Origin of the sequence: Paenibacillus sp. GP183, assembly GCF_900104695.1 — a bacterium.
Classification (GTDB): Bacteria; Bacillota; Bacilli; order Paenibacillales; family NBRC-103111; genus Paenibacillus_AI.
Map to the genome: position 1 here is coordinate 3,408,951 of NZ_FNSW01000001.1, position 20,091 is coordinate 3,429,041.

Genomic DNA, 20,091 nt, shown 5'->3' on the forward strand with positions numbered 1-20,091 from the left:
CTTTAATCCTATAATAAATGAATGCTGATTTTGCCTCAAAAATATCCAAAGGGCTGCCGTTTGGGACTGTTGACAAAGTGGGCTAGGGAATCAATTTTCCTTATTCCACTTTGTTTTTGCCCTTATTTACGTGTGAATTCGGAGGCTGACCTCTCGAATCATACCACTTTTACATAACGCTTTATGTTTAAAGCCAATGCAGAAAGAAGGCAGTGTTCGGTGGCGCTCCGAATGCCCTTCTTGTATGTAAACGTTAGGTTATGGCATCTTTTCATCGTTCCAAAGCTACCCTCACACCAGACACGCCTTGCTTTTTGAACATCGCGATATACGTTCGTTTGTGTTCGGGCTACATTTCGTTCTCTTGCTTCTTGAAATAACGGGCGTTCAATCTTCTTTTGACCCCCTGTCTTACCGAAGCAGCTAGAGCGTAATGGACATTGCTTACAGTCCTTTCTCTGCGAGGCATAAATTTTACTGGAACTTTGCCTTTCCGTTTTCCATTTAAGGTGTGAGAATCGCAGGATTTTTCCCTCTGGACACGTATATGTATCGCTTTTACTGTCATAATTAAAACCAGATTTATGTAAATGATTATCATCAGAATTTATCGGCGCTATGTATCCTTTGATCTCAAGTTTTTCTAATGTGTGGTGCACAGGAGAGCGATCGTAACCTTTATCTGCTCCAACCTTTTGGATTCGTAAATTAAACTTGTGTTGTTGTTCCCTTAATCGTGCGGTGAATGGTTCGTGGTCATTAATGTTTGCTGGCGTAACATGAATATCCGTTATGATTCCATGTTTCACATCAATGCTGGTATGAGCCAAATAGTGAAATCCCTTAGGTTTGTTAGGTCTGCTCAGTAGTCCTGCTTCAGGATCGGTTTTACTCTGTGTTACCTCTTTTTCAGACGGTTCTTCTTTTCGTTTTCTCCCGCCCTTTTTCTTGTTGGGGTTATCCCATTCAGATTCGATTCGACGGGCTTCTTGCTCTAACTCCTTTAGATATTCCGTAGGCTTTTTCTCAACTACGATTTTTTCTGTTTTGCCAATGGATGCATGAGCCTTTATGTGAGTAGAGTCTACAACAATAACTTCTCCAGCCACGATTTCTTTTGTAATACATTCTGAAACAATATGGTCAAAGATATCCTGGAATACCTGGCTATTTTTAAACCTCCTGCGACGGTTCTGACTTAGCGTAGAGTGGTCTGGAACGGATTCGGCCAGATCTAAGCCAAGAAACCAACGATAAGCAAGATTAACAATGATCTCTTGCTCTAATTTTCTTTCTGAAGGTATTCCAAACAAGTAACCAATGAGCAGCATCTTCATTAGGAGGACAGGGTCAATGGATTTACGCCCCATGGGTGAGTAAAGGTGTTGTACTTTCTCTTAAATAAAAGAGAAGTCAAGTTTATTTCGGATATCCCGTAGCAGGTGATCTTGTGGTACTAGATCATCTAGGCTTACATACATGAATTGGTTTTGTTTATCTTTATCCACGCCCATCATAGCGCAACCCTCCAAAGAAAAAGACCGTATAGAAACTAATTCTACACGGCCCTCAATAATCCTATTTAATTAGCTAGTTTGTCAACAGCCCCGCATGGCAGCCCTTTGTTCAACTATCGAGTATTATTGATTACTGAGGAGGTACTTCCTGTACTCCCGGCGGATTCGGTGGGAATGCCTGTGCCATCCCCGGCAAAACACGGTTGGCCTCATCCCGGGCCGCCAAGGAAGCAGCTACCGAAGCAACATCTACGCCTGAAGCTGTAATACGAGCCTCAAGGAATGGAAAATCCGTATAAATATTATCGAACGTATGAATCGTTCCCGGTTCAAGGTCTATCAAGCGCTGCACATACAACGATTTGGCACTCGGTCCATCCTCCACCGGTTCTGGTGGATAGAATACCTCAAGCAGCACGCTTGCAGCTGAAGCCCCTTCATTCGAAGCCCGTGCAACCAAGGTTTTGATAGATCTCTTTTCGTTATCCATGGGGACTGATGGAAATGGGCTTGTTATAAATTGTGGTCTTCGTGGAAGTGGATTGATTACGCCAGGCAAAACAGCGCCGGTTTCATCCTTGGCTGTAAAGGTGACAGATGCCTCATCCGCCCCAGGTCCTGATGTCGTCACTCTTGCATTCACCACCGGTAAATCCGCAAATATGTTGTTAAACGTTTGAATGGTACCGGGATTAAGACTCACTTCCCGCTGTACATAAAGCACTTTGGCGCTTGGTCCGTCATCAGGCTGCGGCGCGTGGAAGACTTCCAGCCGCACATTCATGGGGGCCGTTCCTTCATTTGATGCGCGCACAGCCATTCTTTTGACCTGTCGGTTCCGATTTTCAATCGGAGCTGTAACAAATAATGCCATTGTTAACACCCCCTTCCAGTACTATATATAATCTATTATATTTTCATATAAAGAAATAGATTGGACTAGTTGAGGTGTGCGTGGAAATTGGGTTGTTCAATCAGGCTTCAGCTTCCTGCAAGCTTTGTTCTTCCAGCTTCCGGCTGGACCTGGAGCGGGAGTGGGATAGTCCGAGGGAAATGGCGACTGTTCCGGCGGCAACGGCAACTCCAGCTGCCCCGATCCAACTGATGGATGCCAGCGACGCCTGCTTCACTACGATTCCCCCGATTCCAGCACCCGCGGCCATTCCAAACTGCAGAACCGAACTGTTTAGGCTAAGCATAATACCTGAAGCTCCCGGGGCAAGAGTCATTAAATTATACTGCTGTGTAGGGCCCGAAGACCAGGCTGAGAATGCCCATAGCATGAGCAGCGGGAACACAACAACCGAGGATTGGGCTGCCAGCGACAGCAGGATAAGAGTTGCAGCGTGAAGCAGCATTCCACCAATCAGAGTACGGGGTGCACCCCATCTGTCCGTGCTGTAGCCTCCGAGCTTGGATCCGATCAAGCTGGCGATTCCAAAAGCGAACAAGCCTGCGCTCACTCCCTTTTCACTCATTCCTGTAACTGTAAGAAGAAACGGTGAAATATAGGTGTAGGTGATGGAATACCCGGCGATCCAGAAGAAAGTCACCGACAAGGCTGCGGCGATTCGCGGCTGCTTCAAAAGTGCCAGCTGTTTGCGGAGCGGGACGGGTTCCTCGCCTTCGGTTCGCGGAATTGTGAAGATTATAGCGAGCATGGCGAGCAGCCCCAGTAGACCGATTCCCCCAAAGATCGCCTTCCAGTTGTAGACGGAAGCGACGACTCTTCCAAGAGGAACGCCGACAATCAGAGCGGTACTGAACCCCATAACTAGCGTCGCGATGGCACTCGCCTGCTTTTCGGGCAGAGCCAGCTTGGAGGCTACGGTCAATGCCGTGACGATGAATACTCCGGTACTGAGCGCCAGGATGATCCGTGATGCGATTAGATATTCAAATCCCTGCAAAGCTACGGCGATTCCGTTGCCGATTACAAATACGCCGATGGAATAGAGCAGCAGCTTCCGTCGCTCCAGGCGGGCCGTAACGGCCATTAGTAAAGGAGTCCCGATGGCGTATGCGAGCGAGAAAACGGTGATGAGCTGACCCGCAGCAGACACAGAGATACCGACATTCTCCGCAACCTTATCCAGAATACCTGCAATGATAAATTCCGAAGTACCGACCAGAAAACTGACGGCCGCCAGCATGTAGATTTTCCACGTGTTTGACATATTTATTTCCAGTGCTCCTCTCCACTCCATTATTTTATATATCTAGAAATATAGAAATAATGACAAAAAATTATTCCAGCAAATAAGGTGCGTACTTTTGCGCGAGTTCGCGGTTCACGCTGTAGTAGATATAAGTTCCTTCCTTTCGCAGATCGAGCAGGCCGCAATCCGTCAATTGCTTCAGGTGATGAGAAAGCGTCGAGCCGGCAACGGATTCCAGCTTGCCCCCGATATCCGAGCAGCACAGATTCCTCTCCTCGGTAAGCAGCATTGCTATTTTGAGCCTGGTTGGTTCCCCCAGCGCTTTATATACTTTGACGGCTTGCCGTACTTCCGCGTTATCTTCGCCCATTGTACCTCACCTCTGCCAGTGTCGTTATTTCTAGAAGTATCGAAATAATAACATACCTTGCCGCTAATGTAAACAGGGTCACAATATAATATGGACCCTCATATGGAAGAAGCGATGGAAAGCATGGATGAAAAAAACACAAAACTCCAACCCCTTGTGGACCTGGAGTTCTGTGCTTCTGCACGTAATGCACGGATATTATAATGGCAGGTCGCGTTTGCGAAACGTAGCTATGGCAAGTCCGAACGAAACGAATCCGATGGCAGCGAGAACGATGGAGGTTGCAACCAAATCCACATTACCGTTAATAATTTCGCCTGGCCTATACATAGAGAATATGGAGATATTTCTCATCCATTCGATCTTTACGCTGAGTTTGCCAAGCAAATCCAAACTGAAGAACCCGAACGTAATGAATCCGGAAATGCCAAGCGCCTTCTTCTCATCATTGGAAAGAGAGGACACCAGGAAAGAGATGCCGCCCACCGCAAAGAAGAGCAAGAACGCCGAGATATTCATCTTAATGAATTTGGTTGTATCAAACTCAAAATCGCCCAGAAACCATGCCTTACCGAGAAATCCGGCGATTGTCGTGACGGCCATGATCAAGAAAAGTCCTGTCGTCAAAACGCTTGCTTGCGTGAAAGCGACTTTTCCCCTCGTTGTCGGGGTGGATAATAAATAGGCCATGGAACCTTGATCCACCAATTTGGCCATCAGCTGAGTTGATAACTGGACGCATACGATAGCAAGGATAAGCACCAGAATCAATCCGTAAAATTCCCCCGATATGAATGCCTCGGCACTGCCAAAGCCGTTAAGGCCGAAGGCTCTCCCCACTCCTTCCGGCATGGCCCGGACCAGCTCATCGAGTGCTATCGTGTTTTTGGCCATGCTGGGATACAACCAAAACATGAGAAGGATATAAAACGCAGACCCGAATGCATAGTTTACGAAACCCTTCATGTACACTTTCAACATCTGCTTATACAAGGTGGCATTCATTTCATCGTCTCCTTCCGATCATAGTAATTCATGAATATATCCTCCAGGTTTTGGGTAAAAATATCGATATTGCGCACCCTGTACTTGGCCGTTTCTTCCACAAATTTATCGTAATTGCCCTGGACGGCAACCCTCACCCGATCCCCTTCATGCGATTCAATAAGCAAACCGGAATCCTGGAATGATTTCGCCTCGGCTTGGTTTTCGAAGGTCACCTCGAACAGCTTCCGCTGCATGGACTGCAGTTCGTGGATATCCTTGACGGTAATGATGACGCCATCCTTGATGATTGCAGCCCGGTCGCAGGTTCTCTCGATTTCCGGAAAGTTGTGCGAGGACATCAGGAACGTTTTCCCTCGGGTCTTCTCTTCCAGCACGATCTCGATAAATACCTTCTGCATGAGCGGATCAAGGCCTGATGTCGGTTCATCCAATATGATCACATCGGGGTCATGCATAAAAGCGGCTACAATCCCTACCTTTTGCTTCATACCTTTGGACATTTTTCGGATGGGCGTATGGACGTCGAATTGCAGACGGTCGATTAAGCGGGTGCGCTTGGGCAGGTCCTTCACACCCTGCATGTCAGCCATGAAATCCAGAAACGTCTTACCCGTCATTCCTTCGATAAAAGATATTTCTCCAGGCAGGTACCCGACGTAGGATTGAACTTTCCCTTGCTCCTTCCAGGTATCCAGCCCGTTAATCGTCACATATCCTTTGTCCGGCTTCATGAAGCCCATGATATGCCTGATCGTCGTAGATTTGCCTGCTCCGTTGGGTCCCAAAAAGCCGAAAACCTCGCCTTTCTCCACAGAAAACGATACATCGAATATTCCTTTCCCGTTTGAAAATCTTTTCGTCAAATGCTGAACGGTTAACATACAGGCACCTCCAAGAATTTAAAATATGAAATATTGTTGATTCCATATTTCATATGTGATAATATACCCGACTGGCAGTTTCGTCAATATATTTATGAAATATGCTGTCTTTATTATTTTATAAATTATATAATAAAATCTATGAAGTTAGGGTGAATGGGATGAATGGTTTTGAGAAAAGAGCCGATTTGATCAAAAAGAAAATCATGAAAACCACACTGGACATGCTGCGGACATCGGATCCCAAGAGGATTCGGATTGCTGATATTTCCAGGATGGCTAATGTTTCGCAGGTCACGATCTATAATTACTTCGGAAGCAAGGAGGCACTGCTCCGCGAAGTGTTCAAGAACTACATGGACAAGGCCGTCCGCGATTTCGAACAATATATGAACGAAGGCCATTCGTTAAAGGAAAAGATCGAGCATATCCTCTTTCTGGAGAAAGAATCCTATAAGGACTTCCCTCCCGGTCTTATCAAACAACTTTTGATCGAAGATTATGAGCTGACAGCTTATATCGAAAAGCAATACAAGGAGACAACGATCCCTCTGACCATTCGGATCATTGAGGAAGGGAAAGCCAGCGGCGAGATTGCGCAAGAAGTTTCCATTGAGCACGTCCTGGCTTTTATTCAGCTGTATATGAATCAGTATGAAGCGCTGCTGGAAATGGCCAAACAAAGTGCGGATACGGAAAAATTCCTCGAAGGAATGGTTCATATATTCTTTTACGGCGTATGCGGAAAACCTTAATCCGCCCACACCACAAATAAAACAATCCACCGAGCATTAGTTGTTCGGTGGATTGTTTTATTTTGCTGCCTTCCGAGAACAATCTTTTCCGCTTTTCGGCAGGTGAAAACCATAGCAAATCCGTCAATGTGTCATCCCAGCGGTTCATCCTCCTCCGGATGCCGGGCACGGCGGATAAAAAAGGCCAGCACCAACGCCACGAAGGTAATGAGCGTTGCCACGACAAAAGCATCATTGATCCCATTGATAGTGGATTCCGTCATCGCGGAGCCGTATAACTGGCCGATGACGATTTGTGTACCCGTCTCGGGGGATCCTCCTGACATCGCCGCAATCCCATTTCCCAATTGTGAAACTTCGCTTAGGATAAACGGATTCGATGTCGTGACCGCATTCGAAATATTTCCCATGTGGAAATTGGCGCGATTCGACATGACCGAAACCAGCAAAGCGGTTCCGAGTGAACCGGCTACCTGCCGCATTGTATTGGATGTAGCCGTACCGTGTGCCGTAAGCCGCCTCGGCAGCTGATTCATCCCTTCCGTCATGACCGGCATCATAAGAAATGACATCCCGAACATGCGCATGCAGTAGAGCAGCATGACATGGGCATAGGATGTATCTCCGGTTAACCTGCTGAATTCCCAGGTTGTGATGGTCGTAATCACGAGGCCGATGACGGCAAGCAGACGCGCACCAATTCGGTCGAAGATCCTTCCCGCAATCGGCTGCATGATGCCCATGAGCACTGCGCCGGGAAGCAGCAGAAGCCCGGATTGGAGCGGCGTGAAGCCGCGAATGTTCTGCAGGTAAATCGGCAGCAAAATCATCGCTGCAAACAAAGCCATATTAATGATGGAGCCGACGATGGTGGTCAGGGTGAATATATCGTAGCCAAACACCCTCAAATTGAGCATCGGTTCCTTCACCGTCAATTCTCTCCATACAAAGAGGATTAAAGAGATTACGCCAATTGCCAAGGTTACGAGCACACCCCCGCTTGACCATCCCCATGAGCCCGCTTCGCTAAAGGCGTAAAGCAATCCTCCAAAACCAATCGTCGAGAATAAAAAGCCCCAGAAATCAAAAGAGACCTTGGAAAGCTTGGTCACATTCTGGAGCAGCAAAAACGCCAGCACAATATCGATAATGCTTATAGGCAGAACGAGATAGAACAATATTCGCCAGGTATAGGTTTGCACAATCCAGCCTGAAAGCGTCGGTCCAATGGCTGGGGCAAAAATGAGCACGATGCCCATCATGGCCATAGCCATACCTCTCTTCTCTGTCGGGAAGACGGTCAGAATGATCGTCATCATCAGCGGCATAATGATGCCTGCTCCGGTGGCCTGGACGACTCTGCCGATCATCATAACCGAAAAGCTGGGTGCCAATGCGCAAATCACCGCGCCAATGGTGAACAGCACCATGGCGATGATAAACATCCGCCTTGAACCGAATCGCTCAATCAGGAAAGCTGTGATCGGAATCATGACACCGTTAACCAGCATGTAACCGGTAACCAGCCACTGTACTACATTCGCTGAAACGTTGAAATCGATCATGATATGCGGGATTGCTACATTGATCAACGTTTGGTTGAGGATAGCGATAAAGGCACCCAGCATGATCACGGTCATGAGCTGGCCCATTTTGATGTCTCCCGGCTTTGCAGCTTTAGCACGCGTGAGGGTCCCACTGCCCTCCGCAAGCTCATCGGCCATTTCCATAAGCGAATCCGATGGCTTGGGCAGAGGGGAATAACTACCATCAGCAGCGGCTGCAGCCTTTCTTTGTCCGCTTCGTATCATAAGCCAATTAGCCAGAAACACTAGGAGCAAACTTCCGACGGTGTAACCCAAGATGTAACGGTTCATCTGTCGCTGCCCCTTACCTATGAATCCGAATGGTCGCGCTCATACCAGGCACCAGGCTCAATCCGCGATAACCGTCCAAGGACACAACAATAGGGATCACTTGGGTCACTTTGGTGTAATTTCCTGTTGCATTGGATGACGGCATCAATGAGAATATACTGGCTGCAGCCAGTCCGATGCGGTCCACCTTGCCGCTAAGGGCAGTTCCGCTAAAAGCATCGACATAAACATCGACGGCTTGCCCTATTTTGACTGCATTGAAATCCGTTTCCTGAATGTTGGCCGATACCCACAGCCGATCGAGATCATAGGCATAGGCTAGCGGGACGCCAGGCGCAACATTCATATTAACCACTGCGTTTTGCTGCACAATGGTTGCCGGTTGAGGCATCGTAATATCCACGCCGCCGGTCGCTGATACCACTCTCCCCAGTACGTCGCTCATGGCAAACTTCTTGCCTGCATCTGCAGTCCAAGCCGACAAACGACCCGGGACCATGGAACTGATCATGATTTGCTGCCCGTCAACGCGCGCATTGTTGGTCGATAAATAAGTGACGGATCGATTGTAATAGTAATAGCCCACTATGGCCCCGCCAACGAGAATGATGAGCAGCACCACATTTAGAAGAACCAGTCGTGTCCCGCTTTTCATGACTCATACACACCTTTTTCCCAGTATCGTATCCACTATAGATAAGGATAATGTCCCCAAGTGTGCTCTCAATATGTATTTGTTCCCAATTAAAGAATCGGCGAAAGCAGCCTTGCTACTGACTCCCTCAGTTTCATCAGCAAAGACCGATGCTGGAAGCGATCCCAGGTTAACTGAGTGGCGTTTTCGGCATCTTTTTCAAAAATGCGCATAAGCTTGACAGCCGTAGCCGAGTCATACATAAATGCATTGACTTCAAAATTCAGTTTGAAGCTTCGTATATCAATATTCGCTGTTCCTACAGACGCGAGCTTCCCGTCGACCACTATCATTTTGGCGTGCAGAAAGCCTTTTTCGTATAAATAGCACTTTACCCCGCTCGAGAGCAGCTCTCCGATATAGGAATATGACGCCCAATACACCAGCTTGTGATCCGGTACACTTGGAATCATGATCTTCACGTCGACCCCTGACAAAGCCGCCAGCTTGATGGCCGTAAACATGCTTTCATCCGGGATAAAATAAGGCGTTTGCATATAGATACTTTCTTTGGCTGCATGAATCATTTTGATAAGCGAGTTCTTGATCTGCTGCTCATCGGAATCCGGCCCGCTGGCCACAATTTGGATCCCCACATTACCATTGCCGACTATTGGAGGAAAGTACCGCGGCTCTATACCGATATCCTTGGAAGTCGCTATATTCCAATCCATCAGGAATTGTGCCTGAATCTGCGGGACGGCCCCTCCCTTCAGCATGAGATGGGTGTCTCTCCATTCCCCGAACCGCTCCATCAGACCCAAGTATTCATTGCCAATATTGAAGCCGCCGATAAATCCGTACTTCCCGTCAATCACGGCCAATTTGCGATGGTTCCGGTAGTTGACTCTCAGATTGATATAGCGAACTCGCGATGGAAAAAAAGCCGCCGTCTCCCCGCCAGCCTGTCTGAAAGCCTCAAAGAAACGCTTGTTCAGCCTCGATGAACCGATGGCATCATAGAGAAATCTGACTTTGACGCCCTGTCTGGCTTTTTCCGTTAAAACCTGCATCAACCTGCGCCCCAGCTCATCATCACGGACGATAAAATAAAGCAGATGGATATGATCCTCAGCTTCTCCAATCGCTTCAAACAAGGCCTCGAATTTGGTTCGGCCTTCCGTAAAAATCTCAACCTCGTTATCCTGCGTAAAAAGAGCATAGCTGGTTATCAAATTCAGCTGAATCATATCGTGATAACCCGCAATGGCAGGGTCTTTATAGGAGATAACCCCCTGCTCCAGCTCCTGGAACTGCTTAAAAATGATCCCTTTGGTCGTGCTCAGCTTGTCCCCTCTGAACCGATACAGCTTCATGCGGCTTAAATTTTGTCCAAATATAAGGTACAAGATAAATCCGACACTGGGCAAAAAGAACAGCACCATAAGCCACGCCCAGGTTGCCGCGATATTCCTTCTTTCGAGAAAGATCACCGTGCCTGCAAAAAATAAATTAAGAATTGTCAGCCCGGTATACAAGTTATGGTAATATTGCACGTTGCCCGACAACTCCTTTATCCTGCTATCTTCTATATCCTATCCTATTGTATAACACCAAATGACAGGAAGAAAACAAAAAGCAGGAAGGTCCGTGTCGGAGTCCCCTGCTTCTTTGATTGGTGCTTAGGATTGTTGTTGATTGCGAAATTGCGCGATACGTGAGATAAGCTGCTGCTCAACCTGAGTATTCCATGCATTCACCATGCCTGGCAGTAGAAACAAGTCAACTATAATCCAAATGGCTAGAGCTATGGCTGCGAGAGCAGTAAGCAGAAAACATAAAATGACAAATGTGTTATTTTGAAACACACCGCTTACCGCTGCCAAAATATAAAATAAACCGGCAAATAAAAACAAGGCTAATTGCCCAAAAGCGGTTTTCTTCCGCTTGAGATAAAAACGGTGAATGCCCAAATGACCGCCGATCAGCATCAAATAAGCAATTCCAAGCGATTTCTCCGAATTTCTTAGCTCGGAATTCAGGACCATCAGTTCATTCACGGAAAGGTCATGCTTAGTCAGTTGCATTAGTATTGAACCGAAGCTGCCGGTTGGTTGATTTTGTTCAGTGTGATTTGATCCATGATGCGGTTCTCTACGGCGGAGTTATGCTCTTTCACCCATTGATGCAGTTTAAAAGCGTCTACAATCCACCAAATAAACGTGGCAATGGAGCCAATAAGCGTAATCGTTAGAATTATTTGCGCAATAGCCGAGCCAGTTTTGCCCATGTAAAAACGATGGCCTCCGATCAGTCCCAGGAAATACCACAGCACATAAGCAACGACCATGTTTTTACCTTGGCTTTTGACTTCTGAATCCAATAAAAGCAGATCTTTTGTTTCCATTTGACTTTTTCTCAACATGTTGTCCATGGTTATCCTCCTGTTAGAAAATGTAAGATACGTTCGACAAAATTATAGCAGACGAAATTATGGCTTACAATGAAAAATTTGTGGAAATATGTTTCAACCTTGTCCGAATGGGGTATATATGTGCAGGGCTTTAGCCGCTTTTGCAATACCTTAGGAGGTGTACGAATGAGCAACTCGATTCAGCTGTTAAACCGTACCGGTAAAGTAAAGCAACTGAGAGCACAAGGGCAAGTTCCAGCTGTCGTATACAGCGGCAGAATGGACAACGAGCATGTAGCTGTTGAGGAGAAACTAATCCGTGCAGCACTTAAAAGCAATCCGCATGCGATTCTGGAAGTCGTCCTGCCTTCCAAAAAAAAGCATCCCGTGCTGATTCATCAGGTTCAAAAAGACAGCTTGAGCGGAAAGCTGCTGCATATTGATTTTCTGCAAATTAATATGAAGGAGAAGCTCGATACCCCTGTAGCAGTTCATTACAGCGGGGAGAGCGTTGGCACCAAGGAAGGCGGAATCCTTCAGATTGAGATGCATGAGGTCATGGTTCGCTGTATGCCGAATAAGCTGCCGAGCTCTCTGGATATAGACATCAGCAAGCTGAATATTGGTGATAAGCTGCTAGTTTCTGACCTGGAGGTAAGCAAGGATGTGGAGATCTTGACCGATCCTGAAGCTGTTCTGGTGACCATATTAGCTGTTCAGAAGCTGGATGAGGCTCTCGAGCCTGCAGCCGAAGACGCTGGAGATGAAGCTGAAGCCGAGGAAACGGATGAAGCGAAAAGCAAGGAAAAAGTTCAATAAAATACCTAAAATATGCAGGAGAGCCTGGCTAAAAACCAACGTCGACTCCGATCAGATTAAACCGCTGCTGTATAACTAATCAAAAAGGAAAGGCAGCCTGACTGGGTTATGACCAGTCAGGCTGCCTTTCCTTTTATTTATAGTTATGTGAAGTCTGTATAGTTCCGTCTTCCCGATGAATGATGGCGCTCAGGTTGTCCTCAGAGGCTAACTTCAGAGCCTCTTTCACCGCTTTTGCTTTGGTGTCCACCACGAGCTCCGGCTCATCCGCACCTTCGGCTTTAACGGCCCACTTCCCATCAAAAGGAAGCACGTGAAGATTATTATTGTCTTCTTCCCGTTTTCTCTTTTGTTTAGCTTTACGGCTGCTGTCAGGATGGTCTTCTGCCCATTCTTTAGCCTGGGAGGTCGCAATCGCTATTGCTCGACCTTCTTCATACCCGTCCTCCAGCAGTGCATTCGCTATTTCAACCGCCTTGTTGCGCGTGCGCGGCTCAAAGTTTTTTAATGAATCAGGGTAATCACCCTTTGTCCATGGCATTCGAATCCTCTCCATTCTGTAGATGCTTATAGTTTTATTTAACCATTAGGCGTCATTTTCAACCAAAAGGTTTATAACCTTGTAGTAAGTGGTAATAAAATGGGGAAATATGAAACGAGCAGATGGGGTGATGGAATATGGATACAGAACGAATTGAACACATACGCCAGGAAGAAAAAGAATATCACGAAGATTGCTTTGAGCATTACAGATTGTATGAAAAAGGCTCCTGGCTGGACAAGCCGATCCCGATGGTTATGGAGCTGGCAGGACGCTTGGGCCAGAACCGGCCATTAGCCGTATTGGATCTGGGCTGCGGCGCAGGACGCAACAGCATTCCATTGGCACAATGGGTTAAGCCCGCTGGAGGAAAGGTCCTTTGTGTCGATCTTCTCGATAAAGCTTTGGAAAAGGTGCAGGATTACAGTGAGGAATTCCTCGTCGATGATGTGATCCAGACGCAGCAAGCGGACATTGGCGAATATCAAATACCCCGGAATGCCTTCGACTATATCGTCGCTGCTTCTTGTTTGGAGCATGTGAAAACACCTGAAGTGTTGAAACGGGTTTTATATGCTCTCGCTGATGGAACCAAAAGCGGGGGCATTAATTTTATCATGATGAATACCAACATCGAGGAAATGGATAAACAAACTGGCCGTAGACGGGAGACGCTGTTTGAGGTCGTCATCCCCAAAGAGCGGGCGCTGGAGCTGTTTCGCGCCAATTATGCGGGCTGGGAAGAACTTAAATTGACCGAGGAGCCGATGGAGCTCGAGATCAGCCGTGACGATGTCCCTGTTATATTAAAGGCGGACAGCTTGATCGTCGCTTATCGCAAGCCATGAGAAACATGTTATCTTCTTTGGTACATCACTACGGAATTGGTTTGTACGGCGATTTCAACCCAAGGCTGGCGGGAGAGCCAGTCGCATGACCCGTATCTGGAATAAATACGGCATCCCCGGACTTGGCATTGTATCACCACTCATTACCGGATCACCATTGGGAGCAGCTATCGGGATATCGTTCGGTGCGGATCCGCGTAAGCTCATTGTATGGATGACGATCGGAATCATCTTTTGGAGTGCGATTCTGACTACTGCCGCTGCGCTTGGAGTGAATGCTTTTAATTTCAGCTAGTTCCTTAAACAATGGTGTTCATCATGAATTGGATCGCCGGCCAAGATATTATATGACGATCCCGGTAAATCGAGTTAATGGCATCCGGCTTTGTGCTGACAATTCCTCTTTGTAGAATAGCTGCTTGAAAGCCTCGTTCCATTGCACCATTAGCAGTAAAAGTGACACAATATTCTGCAGCAAAGCCGGCAACGACAACAAATCCAATTTCATGCTCACGAAGCACTTGTTCCAAATTAGTTTTCCAAAACGCATTGGAGTATTCTTTCGTAATCCGGATGTCCTTTGGGCCAACTGTAATTTCCGAAATAAATTCTCTTGCTTCTGGATCCGTATCCTCATTCGATCCCTCCATGTCTTGAATATGAATGACCATTTGATCTTTCCCACGCAATAACCCTGATACATAATTGATGTGCTCACAAGCTTCCCTTACATCCAGTTTCTCCTTTGGATCATGTAAGAAAATTTTTTGCATATCAACAACCAACAATCCCATTTTCATGCCTTGTCCTCCTCCATGCTTTTTAATCCATCGAAAAAACTACTTAAGCTCGAAAGTGGCTTTTATGCCTTCAATGTCCTCCCACATAGAATTATAGTCAGCCGCCATCTTCTTATCGCTTGGGGCGACCTGTACGTCAGTTGGGGTACTTAATGTATAAATCTTGTCTCCCTTTTCTCCTATCTTTGATATATGAATATTTTTCACAAGTTCTGCCCCGTCTGTACTCCATTTCTCTTTAGACCATATTGTTATAGAAAAAAGTGTCCCGTTATTTGCTTTGTAAACAAATCTGAGATTATCTCCATTCTCTTCAACATCGTATTTCCCATTCCAACTTTTCGGGATTTTGAGAATGAAATTGTATTTAGTGTTTTCATATACCATGCTTTCGGTAGCTTTCGTCGGTTGTTGAGTCGATAGTACTGCTGCTGTACTTATAGGGGCTGTAGTTGATTCTCTGGTTGCAGTGCTCACTGGCATAATTGAAGATGAACTTGTTGGTGTTTTTGCCTCAGTATTACCACTACACCCAGAAATAACTACAAATATCAGGGTCACACCACACCAAAAAATAATTTTTTTCAAGTTGTTCATACAGAAATTCTCACCTTCATTTATTTCATATTTTAATATTTGAACGTAAGGAAGAGGAAAAAGTTTCATCCATTTCGAAATCTGGCCACTATTTATATTCCTTTACAAGAATATTCCAAATATGGTATATTATCGTTATAGAACAAGTTGCAAGACAAAAACACAAACTTGGAGGATGAATGATGGCTGAGAGCAAAATGTTGAACAACGCAGTTGCAACTGCAAATGGTCGGGAATTGACAGTGACCCGCGTCTTCCAATCACCGAGGGAGATCGTGTTCCAAACATGGACGGACCCTCGACACTTGTCACACTGGTGGGGACCGGAAGGTTTTACGATCACGACCCAAACCATGGACATCACACCTGGGGGAGAATAGAGCTTCGTGATGCACGGACCGGATGGTACCGATTATTTCAACCGGATTCGGTACATCGAAATCGTTAGTCCCGAGAGGTTAGTTTATTCCCATGGAGACCTCGATAATGAAGAGTCTTTTCAGGTAACGGTGACCATGGAGGATAAGGGTGATGCAACTGAACTAACCATGCGGGCGGTATTTCCAACGGCCGAGGAGTTGGAAGAGAACGTCAAGAAGTACGGAGCCATAGAAGGAGCCAAGTCGACTTTGGGCCGCCTGGCTGACGAGCTGGATTCATTTAAGACGACCAGTCTGGAGTTTATTCGGACCTTCAAAGCGCCACGCGATCTGGTGTTCAAGACTTGGACGGATCCAGAGCACCTGAAGCATTGGTGGGGACCACAGGGTTTTGACATCAACGTCTTCAAGTTCGATCTGCAACCGGGAGGCATCTTTCATTACAGTATGGTGAACGCGGAAGGTAACCAGATGTGGGGGAAGTTCGTTTTTCGAGAAGTTGCAGGACCGAGCAAGCTCGTCTTCGTGAATTCTTTCTCCGATGCGAAAGGAAATACTGTTCGACCTGAATTCAGCGAACTGTTTCCTATGGAAATTCTAAATATCGTAACCTTCACCGAGCAGGACGGTCATACGATCATGACCATGCGAGGCGGTCCCATTCAAGCCACAGATGAAGAGATTCAATTTTTTTATTCCATGCATCCCTCCATGCAGGAAGGCTTCGGCAATTCCTTCGGTCAGTTGGATGAATACTTGGCGAAAATGTAGTAGTGCAAAAGCCGGGCAACGCGGACAAATCCGCCTAGTTCCCGGCTTTTTCAATTGCTCAAATTTCTATTTGATCAGTTTCGGCAGGGGTTTCCCTTTTGGACGTTAACTTATCGTGTATCGCTCGCTTTTTCCGATTAAAACCCCTCCAATATTGAGCGTTTTTGATTTTCATACTGCAAATTACTCCTTGATCAAAAGCCTCTCCTCATGCATAATGATATGGCTCCATCAATCAATAGACAGGAGGCAGAAGGCCAGTGATATCCGTTCAAGGATTGAACAAATCGTTTAAGGTTGCTAAGCGTACGACCGGACTGGTGCAGGCGACAAAAGCATTATTCGTTCGCGAGCATACGGAAGTCCATGCATTAACCGATATCTCATTCAATATCCAACCAGGCGAAATCGTAGGATATATCGGGCCGAATGGCGCAGGGAAATCGACCACCATCAAGATAATGAGTGGTATTCTGGTCCCTGACAGCGGAACATGCCGCATTATGGGATACACCCCATGGAAGGAACGAGTTCCATATGTGAAGCACATCGGTGTAGTGTTCGGACAACGAACGCAGCTATGGTGGGATGTCCCCGTGATGGACTCATTCGAACTGCTGCGGGATATTTACAAGGTTCCGCACGCAGAGTACAAAGCCAATTTAGACTTAATTGTAGAAACATTGGATTTACAAAACCTCATTCACACCCCTGTTCGACAGCTAAGCTTGGGCCAAAGGATGCGATGTGAAATCGCGGCTTCCCTGCTCCACAGCCCCCAGATCCTATTTCTGGATGAACCTACCATTGGGCTCGATGCCATCTCCAAGATCGCCGTAAGACAATTCATCAAAACCATCAACAAGGAAAAAGGCGTCACCATCATTCTCACCACACACGATATGAACGATATTGAAGCTCTTGCTGGTCGCATTCTTCTGATCGGTAACGGAAGCTTGTTGTACGACGGCAGCTTGAATGCCATACGCAGCCGCTTCCACACCCGCAAAACCATCGCAATCGATTATCGCGAAACAACCGACCCGCTCCTGCTTCCAGGTACCCAAGTCCTGTCTTGGTCAGCGGAAAGAGCTGTGCTAAGTGTCGATACGGAGCAGGTCATGATCTCGGATATCATCTCTCAGCTTTCCTCTCGGTTGGAGCTCCTTGATGTTGCCGTAGAGGCGCAGCCGATTGAAGAGATCATCGTCCAACTCTACAAGGAGTACCGCATATGATAACGCCCTATTGGTCCGTATTGAAGCTTCGCCTGCTGAATGGCATGCAGTATCGGTCGGCCGCCTTGGCAGGAATCGCGACTCAATTTTTCTTCGGGTTTATCTTCATCATGATCTTCGAGGCCTTCTACAACCAGACTTCAGGTCAGGCTCCCATGACGCTTCAAGAGCTTGCCACGTACACATGGCTCAGACAAGCCTTGCTTGCATTTGTTGCCTTATGGTTTCGCGACAATGAGTTTTTTCAATTGATTACCACAGGCAATATCGCTTATGAATTATGTCGTCCCACTGGCATTTATCCATTCTGGTACTCCAAGCTTATCGCTTCACGCATAGCAAGTGCTCTGCTGCGCTGTTTTCCCATTCTGATCATTGTTTTTTTCTTGCCTGAGCCCTATAAGCTGGGATTGCCGCCAAACCTTCCAACCTTTCTACTATTTTTAGCCGCTGTTATGATAGGCTTACTTCTGCTGGTGGCGATCTCCATGTTAATCTACATATCGGTATTCTGGACTCTGTCGCCAATGGGCTCCATGCTGATCTTTGGGGTATGTGGAGAATTTTTCGCGGGCATGATTATCCCAATCCCATTGATGCCAACTTGGATGCAATCCATCTCTTATGCACTGCCTTTTCACTTAACCCTGGATTTCCCATTCCGCCTGTATTCGGGCAATATTCCGCCGAATGAAGCGCTTTTCGGAATGTGTACACAGATTGGATGGCTCATCTTTGTGGTGATCGTAGGCAAATTTCTGCTAAGCAAGGGATTGCGAAGAGTCGTCGTACAGGGAGGGTGAGAAGAAATGATTCTGTATTTCAAATATTTGCTGATCCTGATCAAATCCCAGATGCAATATCGCACCTCTTTCTGGTTATTGTCGATTGGACAGTTTTTCATCCCATTTTCGGTATTTGCCGGGATGTACTTCATGTTCCAGCGGTTCGGTCAGCTGAAAGGGTGGAGTTTTTTCGAGGTCTCACTTGCATTCGGGGTTATTCATATGGCCTTCTCAATTAGCGAGTGCTTGGGGCGAGGCTTCGATGCATTCTCATCTTTGGTCGCTGGAGGGGATTTTGACAGGCTTCTTGTGAGGCCTCGGAGCACGGTCGTCCAAGTATTAGGCTCTAAGTGTGAATTCACTAGAATCGGGAGAATAGCGCAAAGCTTGCTGATGCTAATCTGGGCGATCCTCAACCTACCAATCGAGTGGACATTGCTGAAAATGTTTACTTTAGTGCTAATGATCATCAGCGGGATCTTCATCTTCACGGGGATCTTTATGCTGGCGGCAACTCTGAGCTTCTGGACGATTCAAGGCTTGGAGGTAGCGAATGTTTTCACAGACGGCGGGAGAGAGATGTCCCAATACCCACTGAATATTTATCAGAAATGGGTGACCCGATTCTTCACCTTCGTCATCCCTTTCGGCTGTGCCAATTACTTGCCTCTTTTGTATTTGCTCGATCGAGCCAGCGGCCATGACATGCTCTACATGCTTTCGCCTCTCGCGGGGATCCTTTTCCTCTTTCCTTGCCTGCTTGTATGGCATTTCGGGGTAAGGCATTATCGATCTACGGGTTCATAAGAGAAGCAGAGAGTTGCTTCGTTTCAATATTAAGACGTATAGTACATCTTAATTACTTGATTTAAAATTTCTAACTTCATTTAGACGTAAAACACTGCTTATATGGTTGGTTTTCTTTCATGCACCTCTAGAATGGTTCTGTAAGACGTAAAACACATCTTTTCTCGAAAGAAATCATTAAAATCCCCTAAGTAAGACGTAAAGTACGTCTTATCAAATTCAAGGATGCTACAAAACAAGCCGGTTCAGAATCATTCTGAACCGGCTCAACTTTTAATAGCTTATTTTCGCAATGGCTTCAAAGCACCGCTCCATGCGACTACCTGGTCAAGCATACCGTTGACCAATGGCTCTTGATGAGCACCCGGTTTGAATACGCTGTAGTTCTCAAAATCGGTAAAGAGCGATAACATCACTGAATTACGAACGTGAGCAATCTGAAGCTCTGACAGGATTAGCCGCAGATTCTCGATTGCGCGTGAACCTCCAACACTGCCGTAGCCTACAAATCCCGCTGCTTTATTAGTCCATTCGTTGTACAGAAAATCGATAGCATTCTTAAGGGCACCGGATGTTGCGTGGTTATATTCAGGTGTGACAAAAACGAATCCGTCAAAAGTTGCAATCTTTGCCGCCCATGCCTTTGTATGCTCTTTCGTGTATTGACCCATTGTCGGAGGAACAGGCTCGTCAAGCAGTGGCAGGTTGAACTGGGCGATATCTACAAGTTCATACTCGGCGTCATTTCGCTTGCTTGCAATTTCGTACACCCAGCGGGCAACAGCCTCACCGTTGCGACCCGGACGCGTACTTCCAATAATGACAGCAATTCTGTTCATGATTTACTCCTCCTGATTATTCAAATTACGAATAATAGTTATTACCCTTAAT

22 protein-coding genes and 2 pseudogenes are annotated in these 20,091 nt (G+C 46.5%); 9 read left to right on the forward strand and 15 right to left on the reverse strand.

Annotated features, from left to right (window positions below; translation table 11 throughout):
- Positions 1–158 precede the first annotated feature (158 nt).
- The 6 genes and pseudogenes from BLV33_RS16800 to BLV33_RS16825 form a co-directional block, all read right to left on the reverse strand.
- A pseudogene (locus tag BLV33_RS16800) lies at positions 159–1,379 on the reverse strand (IS1182 family transposase); the annotation flags it as partial.
- 268 nt (positions 1,380–1,647) lie between these two features.
- The gene (locus tag BLV33_RS16805; RefSeq protein WP_090794180.1) at positions 1,648–2,391 is read right to left on the reverse strand and encodes a hypothetical protein; all 744 of its coding nucleotides are present in this window, start codon (positions 2,389–2,391) and stop codon (positions 1,648–1,650) included.
- Positions 2,392–2,491: 100 nt separating this feature from the next.
- Positions 2,492–3,694 (reverse strand): MFS transporter, encoded by a 1,203-nt coding sequence (locus tag BLV33_RS16810; RefSeq protein ID WP_090794182.1) that lies wholly within the window; start codon positions 3,692–3,694, stop codon positions 2,492–2,494.
- A 70-nt stretch (positions 3,695–3,764) separates the two neighbouring features.
- Positions 3,765–4,046 (reverse strand): ArsR/SmtB family transcription factor, encoded by a 282-nt coding sequence (locus BLV33_RS16815; RefSeq protein ID WP_090794183.1) that lies wholly within the window; start codon positions 4,044–4,046, stop codon positions 3,765–3,767.
- A 198-nt stretch (positions 4,047–4,244) separates the two neighbouring features.
- On the reverse strand, positions 4,245–5,051 hold the full coding sequence (locus BLV33_RS16820; protein WP_090794185.1) for an ABC transporter permease subunit: 807 nt from the start codon (positions 5,049–5,051) through the stop codon (positions 4,245–4,247).
- Positions 5,048–5,935: an ABC transporter ATP-binding protein gene (locus BLV33_RS16825; protein WP_090794187.1), complete on the reverse strand. Its 888-nt coding sequence runs from the start codon at positions 5,933–5,935 to the stop codon at positions 5,048–5,050. The genes BLV33_RS16820 and BLV33_RS16825 overlap by 4 nt, the downstream gene beginning before the upstream one ends.
- 161 nt (positions 5,936–6,096) lie before the next feature.
- Between BLV33_RS16825 and BLV33_RS16830 the strand changes: the two genes are divergently transcribed.
- Entirely contained in the window at positions 6,097–6,690 is a 594-nt protein-coding gene (locus tag BLV33_RS16830; protein WP_090794189.1) for a TetR/AcrR family transcriptional regulator, read from the forward strand.
- Positions 6,691–6,821: 131 nt separating this feature from the next.
- Here BLV33_RS16830 and BLV33_RS16835 read toward each other — a convergent pair whose 3' ends face one another.
- From BLV33_RS16835 to BLV33_RS16855, 5 genes are all read right to left on the reverse strand, one after another.
- Entirely contained in the window at positions 6,822–8,342 is a 1,521-nt protein-coding gene (locus BLV33_RS16835; protein WP_253187248.1) for a DHA2 family efflux MFS transporter permease subunit, read from the reverse strand.
- A 238-nt stretch (positions 8,343–8,580) separates the two neighbouring features.
- Positions 8,581–9,222: an HlyD family secretion protein gene (locus BLV33_RS16840; RefSeq protein WP_090794193.1), complete on the reverse strand. Its 642-nt coding sequence runs from the start codon at positions 9,220–9,222 to the stop codon at positions 8,581–8,583.
- An 89-nt stretch (positions 9,223–9,311) separates the two neighbouring features.
- The gene (cls, locus tag BLV33_RS16845) at positions 9,312–10,757 is read right to left on the reverse strand and encodes a cardiolipin synthase (RefSeq protein ID WP_090794195.1); all 1,446 of its coding nucleotides are present in this window, start codon (positions 10,755–10,757) and stop codon (positions 9,312–9,314) included.
- 126 nt (positions 10,758–10,883) lie between these two features.
- On the reverse strand, positions 10,884–11,261 hold the full coding sequence (locus BLV33_RS16850; protein ID WP_253187089.1) for an NINE protein: 378 nt from the start codon (positions 11,259–11,261) through the stop codon (positions 10,884–10,886).
- Positions 11,262–11,287: 26 nt separating this feature from the next.
- Positions 11,288–11,635, reverse strand: a complete 348-nt coding sequence (locus BLV33_RS16855; RefSeq protein WP_090794197.1) for a TM2 domain-containing protein — start codon at positions 11,633–11,635, stop codon at positions 11,288–11,290.
- A gap of 165 nt (positions 11,636–11,800) precedes the next feature.
- Here BLV33_RS16855 and BLV33_RS16860 point away from each other — a divergent pair, with 165 nt between their 5' ends.
- A complete protein-coding gene (locus tag BLV33_RS16860; RefSeq protein WP_171909181.1) occupies positions 11,801–12,433 on the forward strand; it encodes a 50S ribosomal protein L25 in 633 nt (210 codons plus the stop codon).
- Between the two features lie 133 nt (positions 12,434–12,566).
- Here the strand turns inward: BLV33_RS16860 and BLV33_RS16865 are convergent, their stop codons facing one another.
- On the reverse strand, positions 12,567–12,974 hold the full coding sequence (locus BLV33_RS16865) for a DUF2188 domain-containing protein (protein WP_090794201.1): 408 nt from the start codon (positions 12,972–12,974) through the stop codon (positions 12,567–12,569).
- A 137-nt stretch (positions 12,975–13,111) separates the two neighbouring features.
- Between BLV33_RS16865 and BLV33_RS16870 the strand changes: the two genes are divergently transcribed.
- Together BLV33_RS16870 and BLV33_RS16875 are read left to right on the forward strand one after the other, a co-directional pair.
- Entirely contained in the window at positions 13,112–13,822 is a 711-nt protein-coding gene (locus BLV33_RS16870; RefSeq protein WP_090794204.1) for a class I SAM-dependent methyltransferase, read from the forward strand.
- Positions 13,823–13,907: 85 nt separating this feature from the next.
- The gene (locus BLV33_RS16875) at positions 13,908–14,117 is read left to right on the forward strand and encodes a hypothetical protein (RefSeq protein WP_090794206.1); all 210 of its coding nucleotides are present in this window, start codon (positions 13,908–13,910) and stop codon (positions 14,115–14,117) included.
- 4 nt (positions 14,118–14,121) lie between these two features.
- On the opposite strand, the gene BLV33_RS16880 is transcribed toward BLV33_RS16875, so the two are convergent.
- The gene (locus BLV33_RS16880) at positions 14,122–14,622 is read right to left on the reverse strand and encodes a cysteine hydrolase family protein (RefSeq protein WP_090794208.1); all 501 of its coding nucleotides are present in this window, start codon (positions 14,620–14,622) and stop codon (positions 14,122–14,124) included.
- A gap of 39 nt (positions 14,623–14,661) precedes the next feature.
- The gene (locus tag BLV33_RS16885) at positions 14,662–15,219 is read right to left on the reverse strand and encodes a hypothetical protein (RefSeq protein WP_090794210.1); all 558 of its coding nucleotides are present in this window, start codon (positions 15,217–15,219) and stop codon (positions 14,662–14,664) included.
- Between the two features lie 197 nt (positions 15,220–15,416).
- On the opposite strand from BLV33_RS16885, the pseudogene BLV33_RS30145 reads away from it, so the two are divergent.
- The 5 genes and pseudogenes from BLV33_RS30145 to BLV33_RS16905 all read left to right on the forward strand — a co-directional run.
- Positions 15,417–15,860 (forward strand): annotated as a pseudogene (locus BLV33_RS30145) (SRPBCC family protein); the annotation flags it as partial.
- Positions 15,849–16,370: an SRPBCC domain-containing protein gene (locus BLV33_RS16890; protein ID WP_290439080.1), complete on the forward strand. Its 522-nt coding sequence runs from the start codon at positions 15,849–15,851 to the stop codon at positions 16,368–16,370. The pseudogene BLV33_RS30145 and the gene BLV33_RS16890, both read left to right, overlap by 12 nt.
- 260 nt (positions 16,371–16,630) lie before the next feature.
- Positions 16,631–17,608: an ABC transporter ATP-binding protein gene (locus tag BLV33_RS16895; protein ID WP_090794212.1), complete on the forward strand. Its 978-nt coding sequence runs from the start codon at positions 16,631–16,633 to the stop codon at positions 17,606–17,608.
- The gene (locus BLV33_RS16900) at positions 17,605–18,411 is read left to right on the forward strand and encodes an ABC transporter permease (RefSeq protein WP_366414821.1); all 807 of its coding nucleotides are present in this window, start codon (positions 17,605–17,607) and stop codon (positions 18,409–18,411) included. Before BLV33_RS16895 ends, BLV33_RS16900 begins: the two co-directional genes overlap by 4 nt.
- Before the next feature lie 6 nt (positions 18,412–18,417).
- Positions 18,418–19,200 carry an ABC transporter permease gene (locus BLV33_RS16905; RefSeq protein WP_171909182.1) on the forward strand — a complete coding sequence of 261 codons (783 nt, stop codon included), beginning with the start codon at positions 18,418–18,420 and terminating at the stop codon, positions 19,198–19,200.
- Between the two features lie 281 nt (positions 19,201–19,481).
- Here the strand turns inward: BLV33_RS16905 and BLV33_RS16910 are convergent, their stop codons facing one another.
- A complete protein-coding gene (locus BLV33_RS16910; RefSeq protein ID WP_090794214.1) occupies positions 19,482–20,039 on the reverse strand; it encodes an NADPH-dependent FMN reductase in 558 nt (185 codons plus the stop codon).
- Positions 20,040–20,091 lie beyond the last annotated feature (52 nt).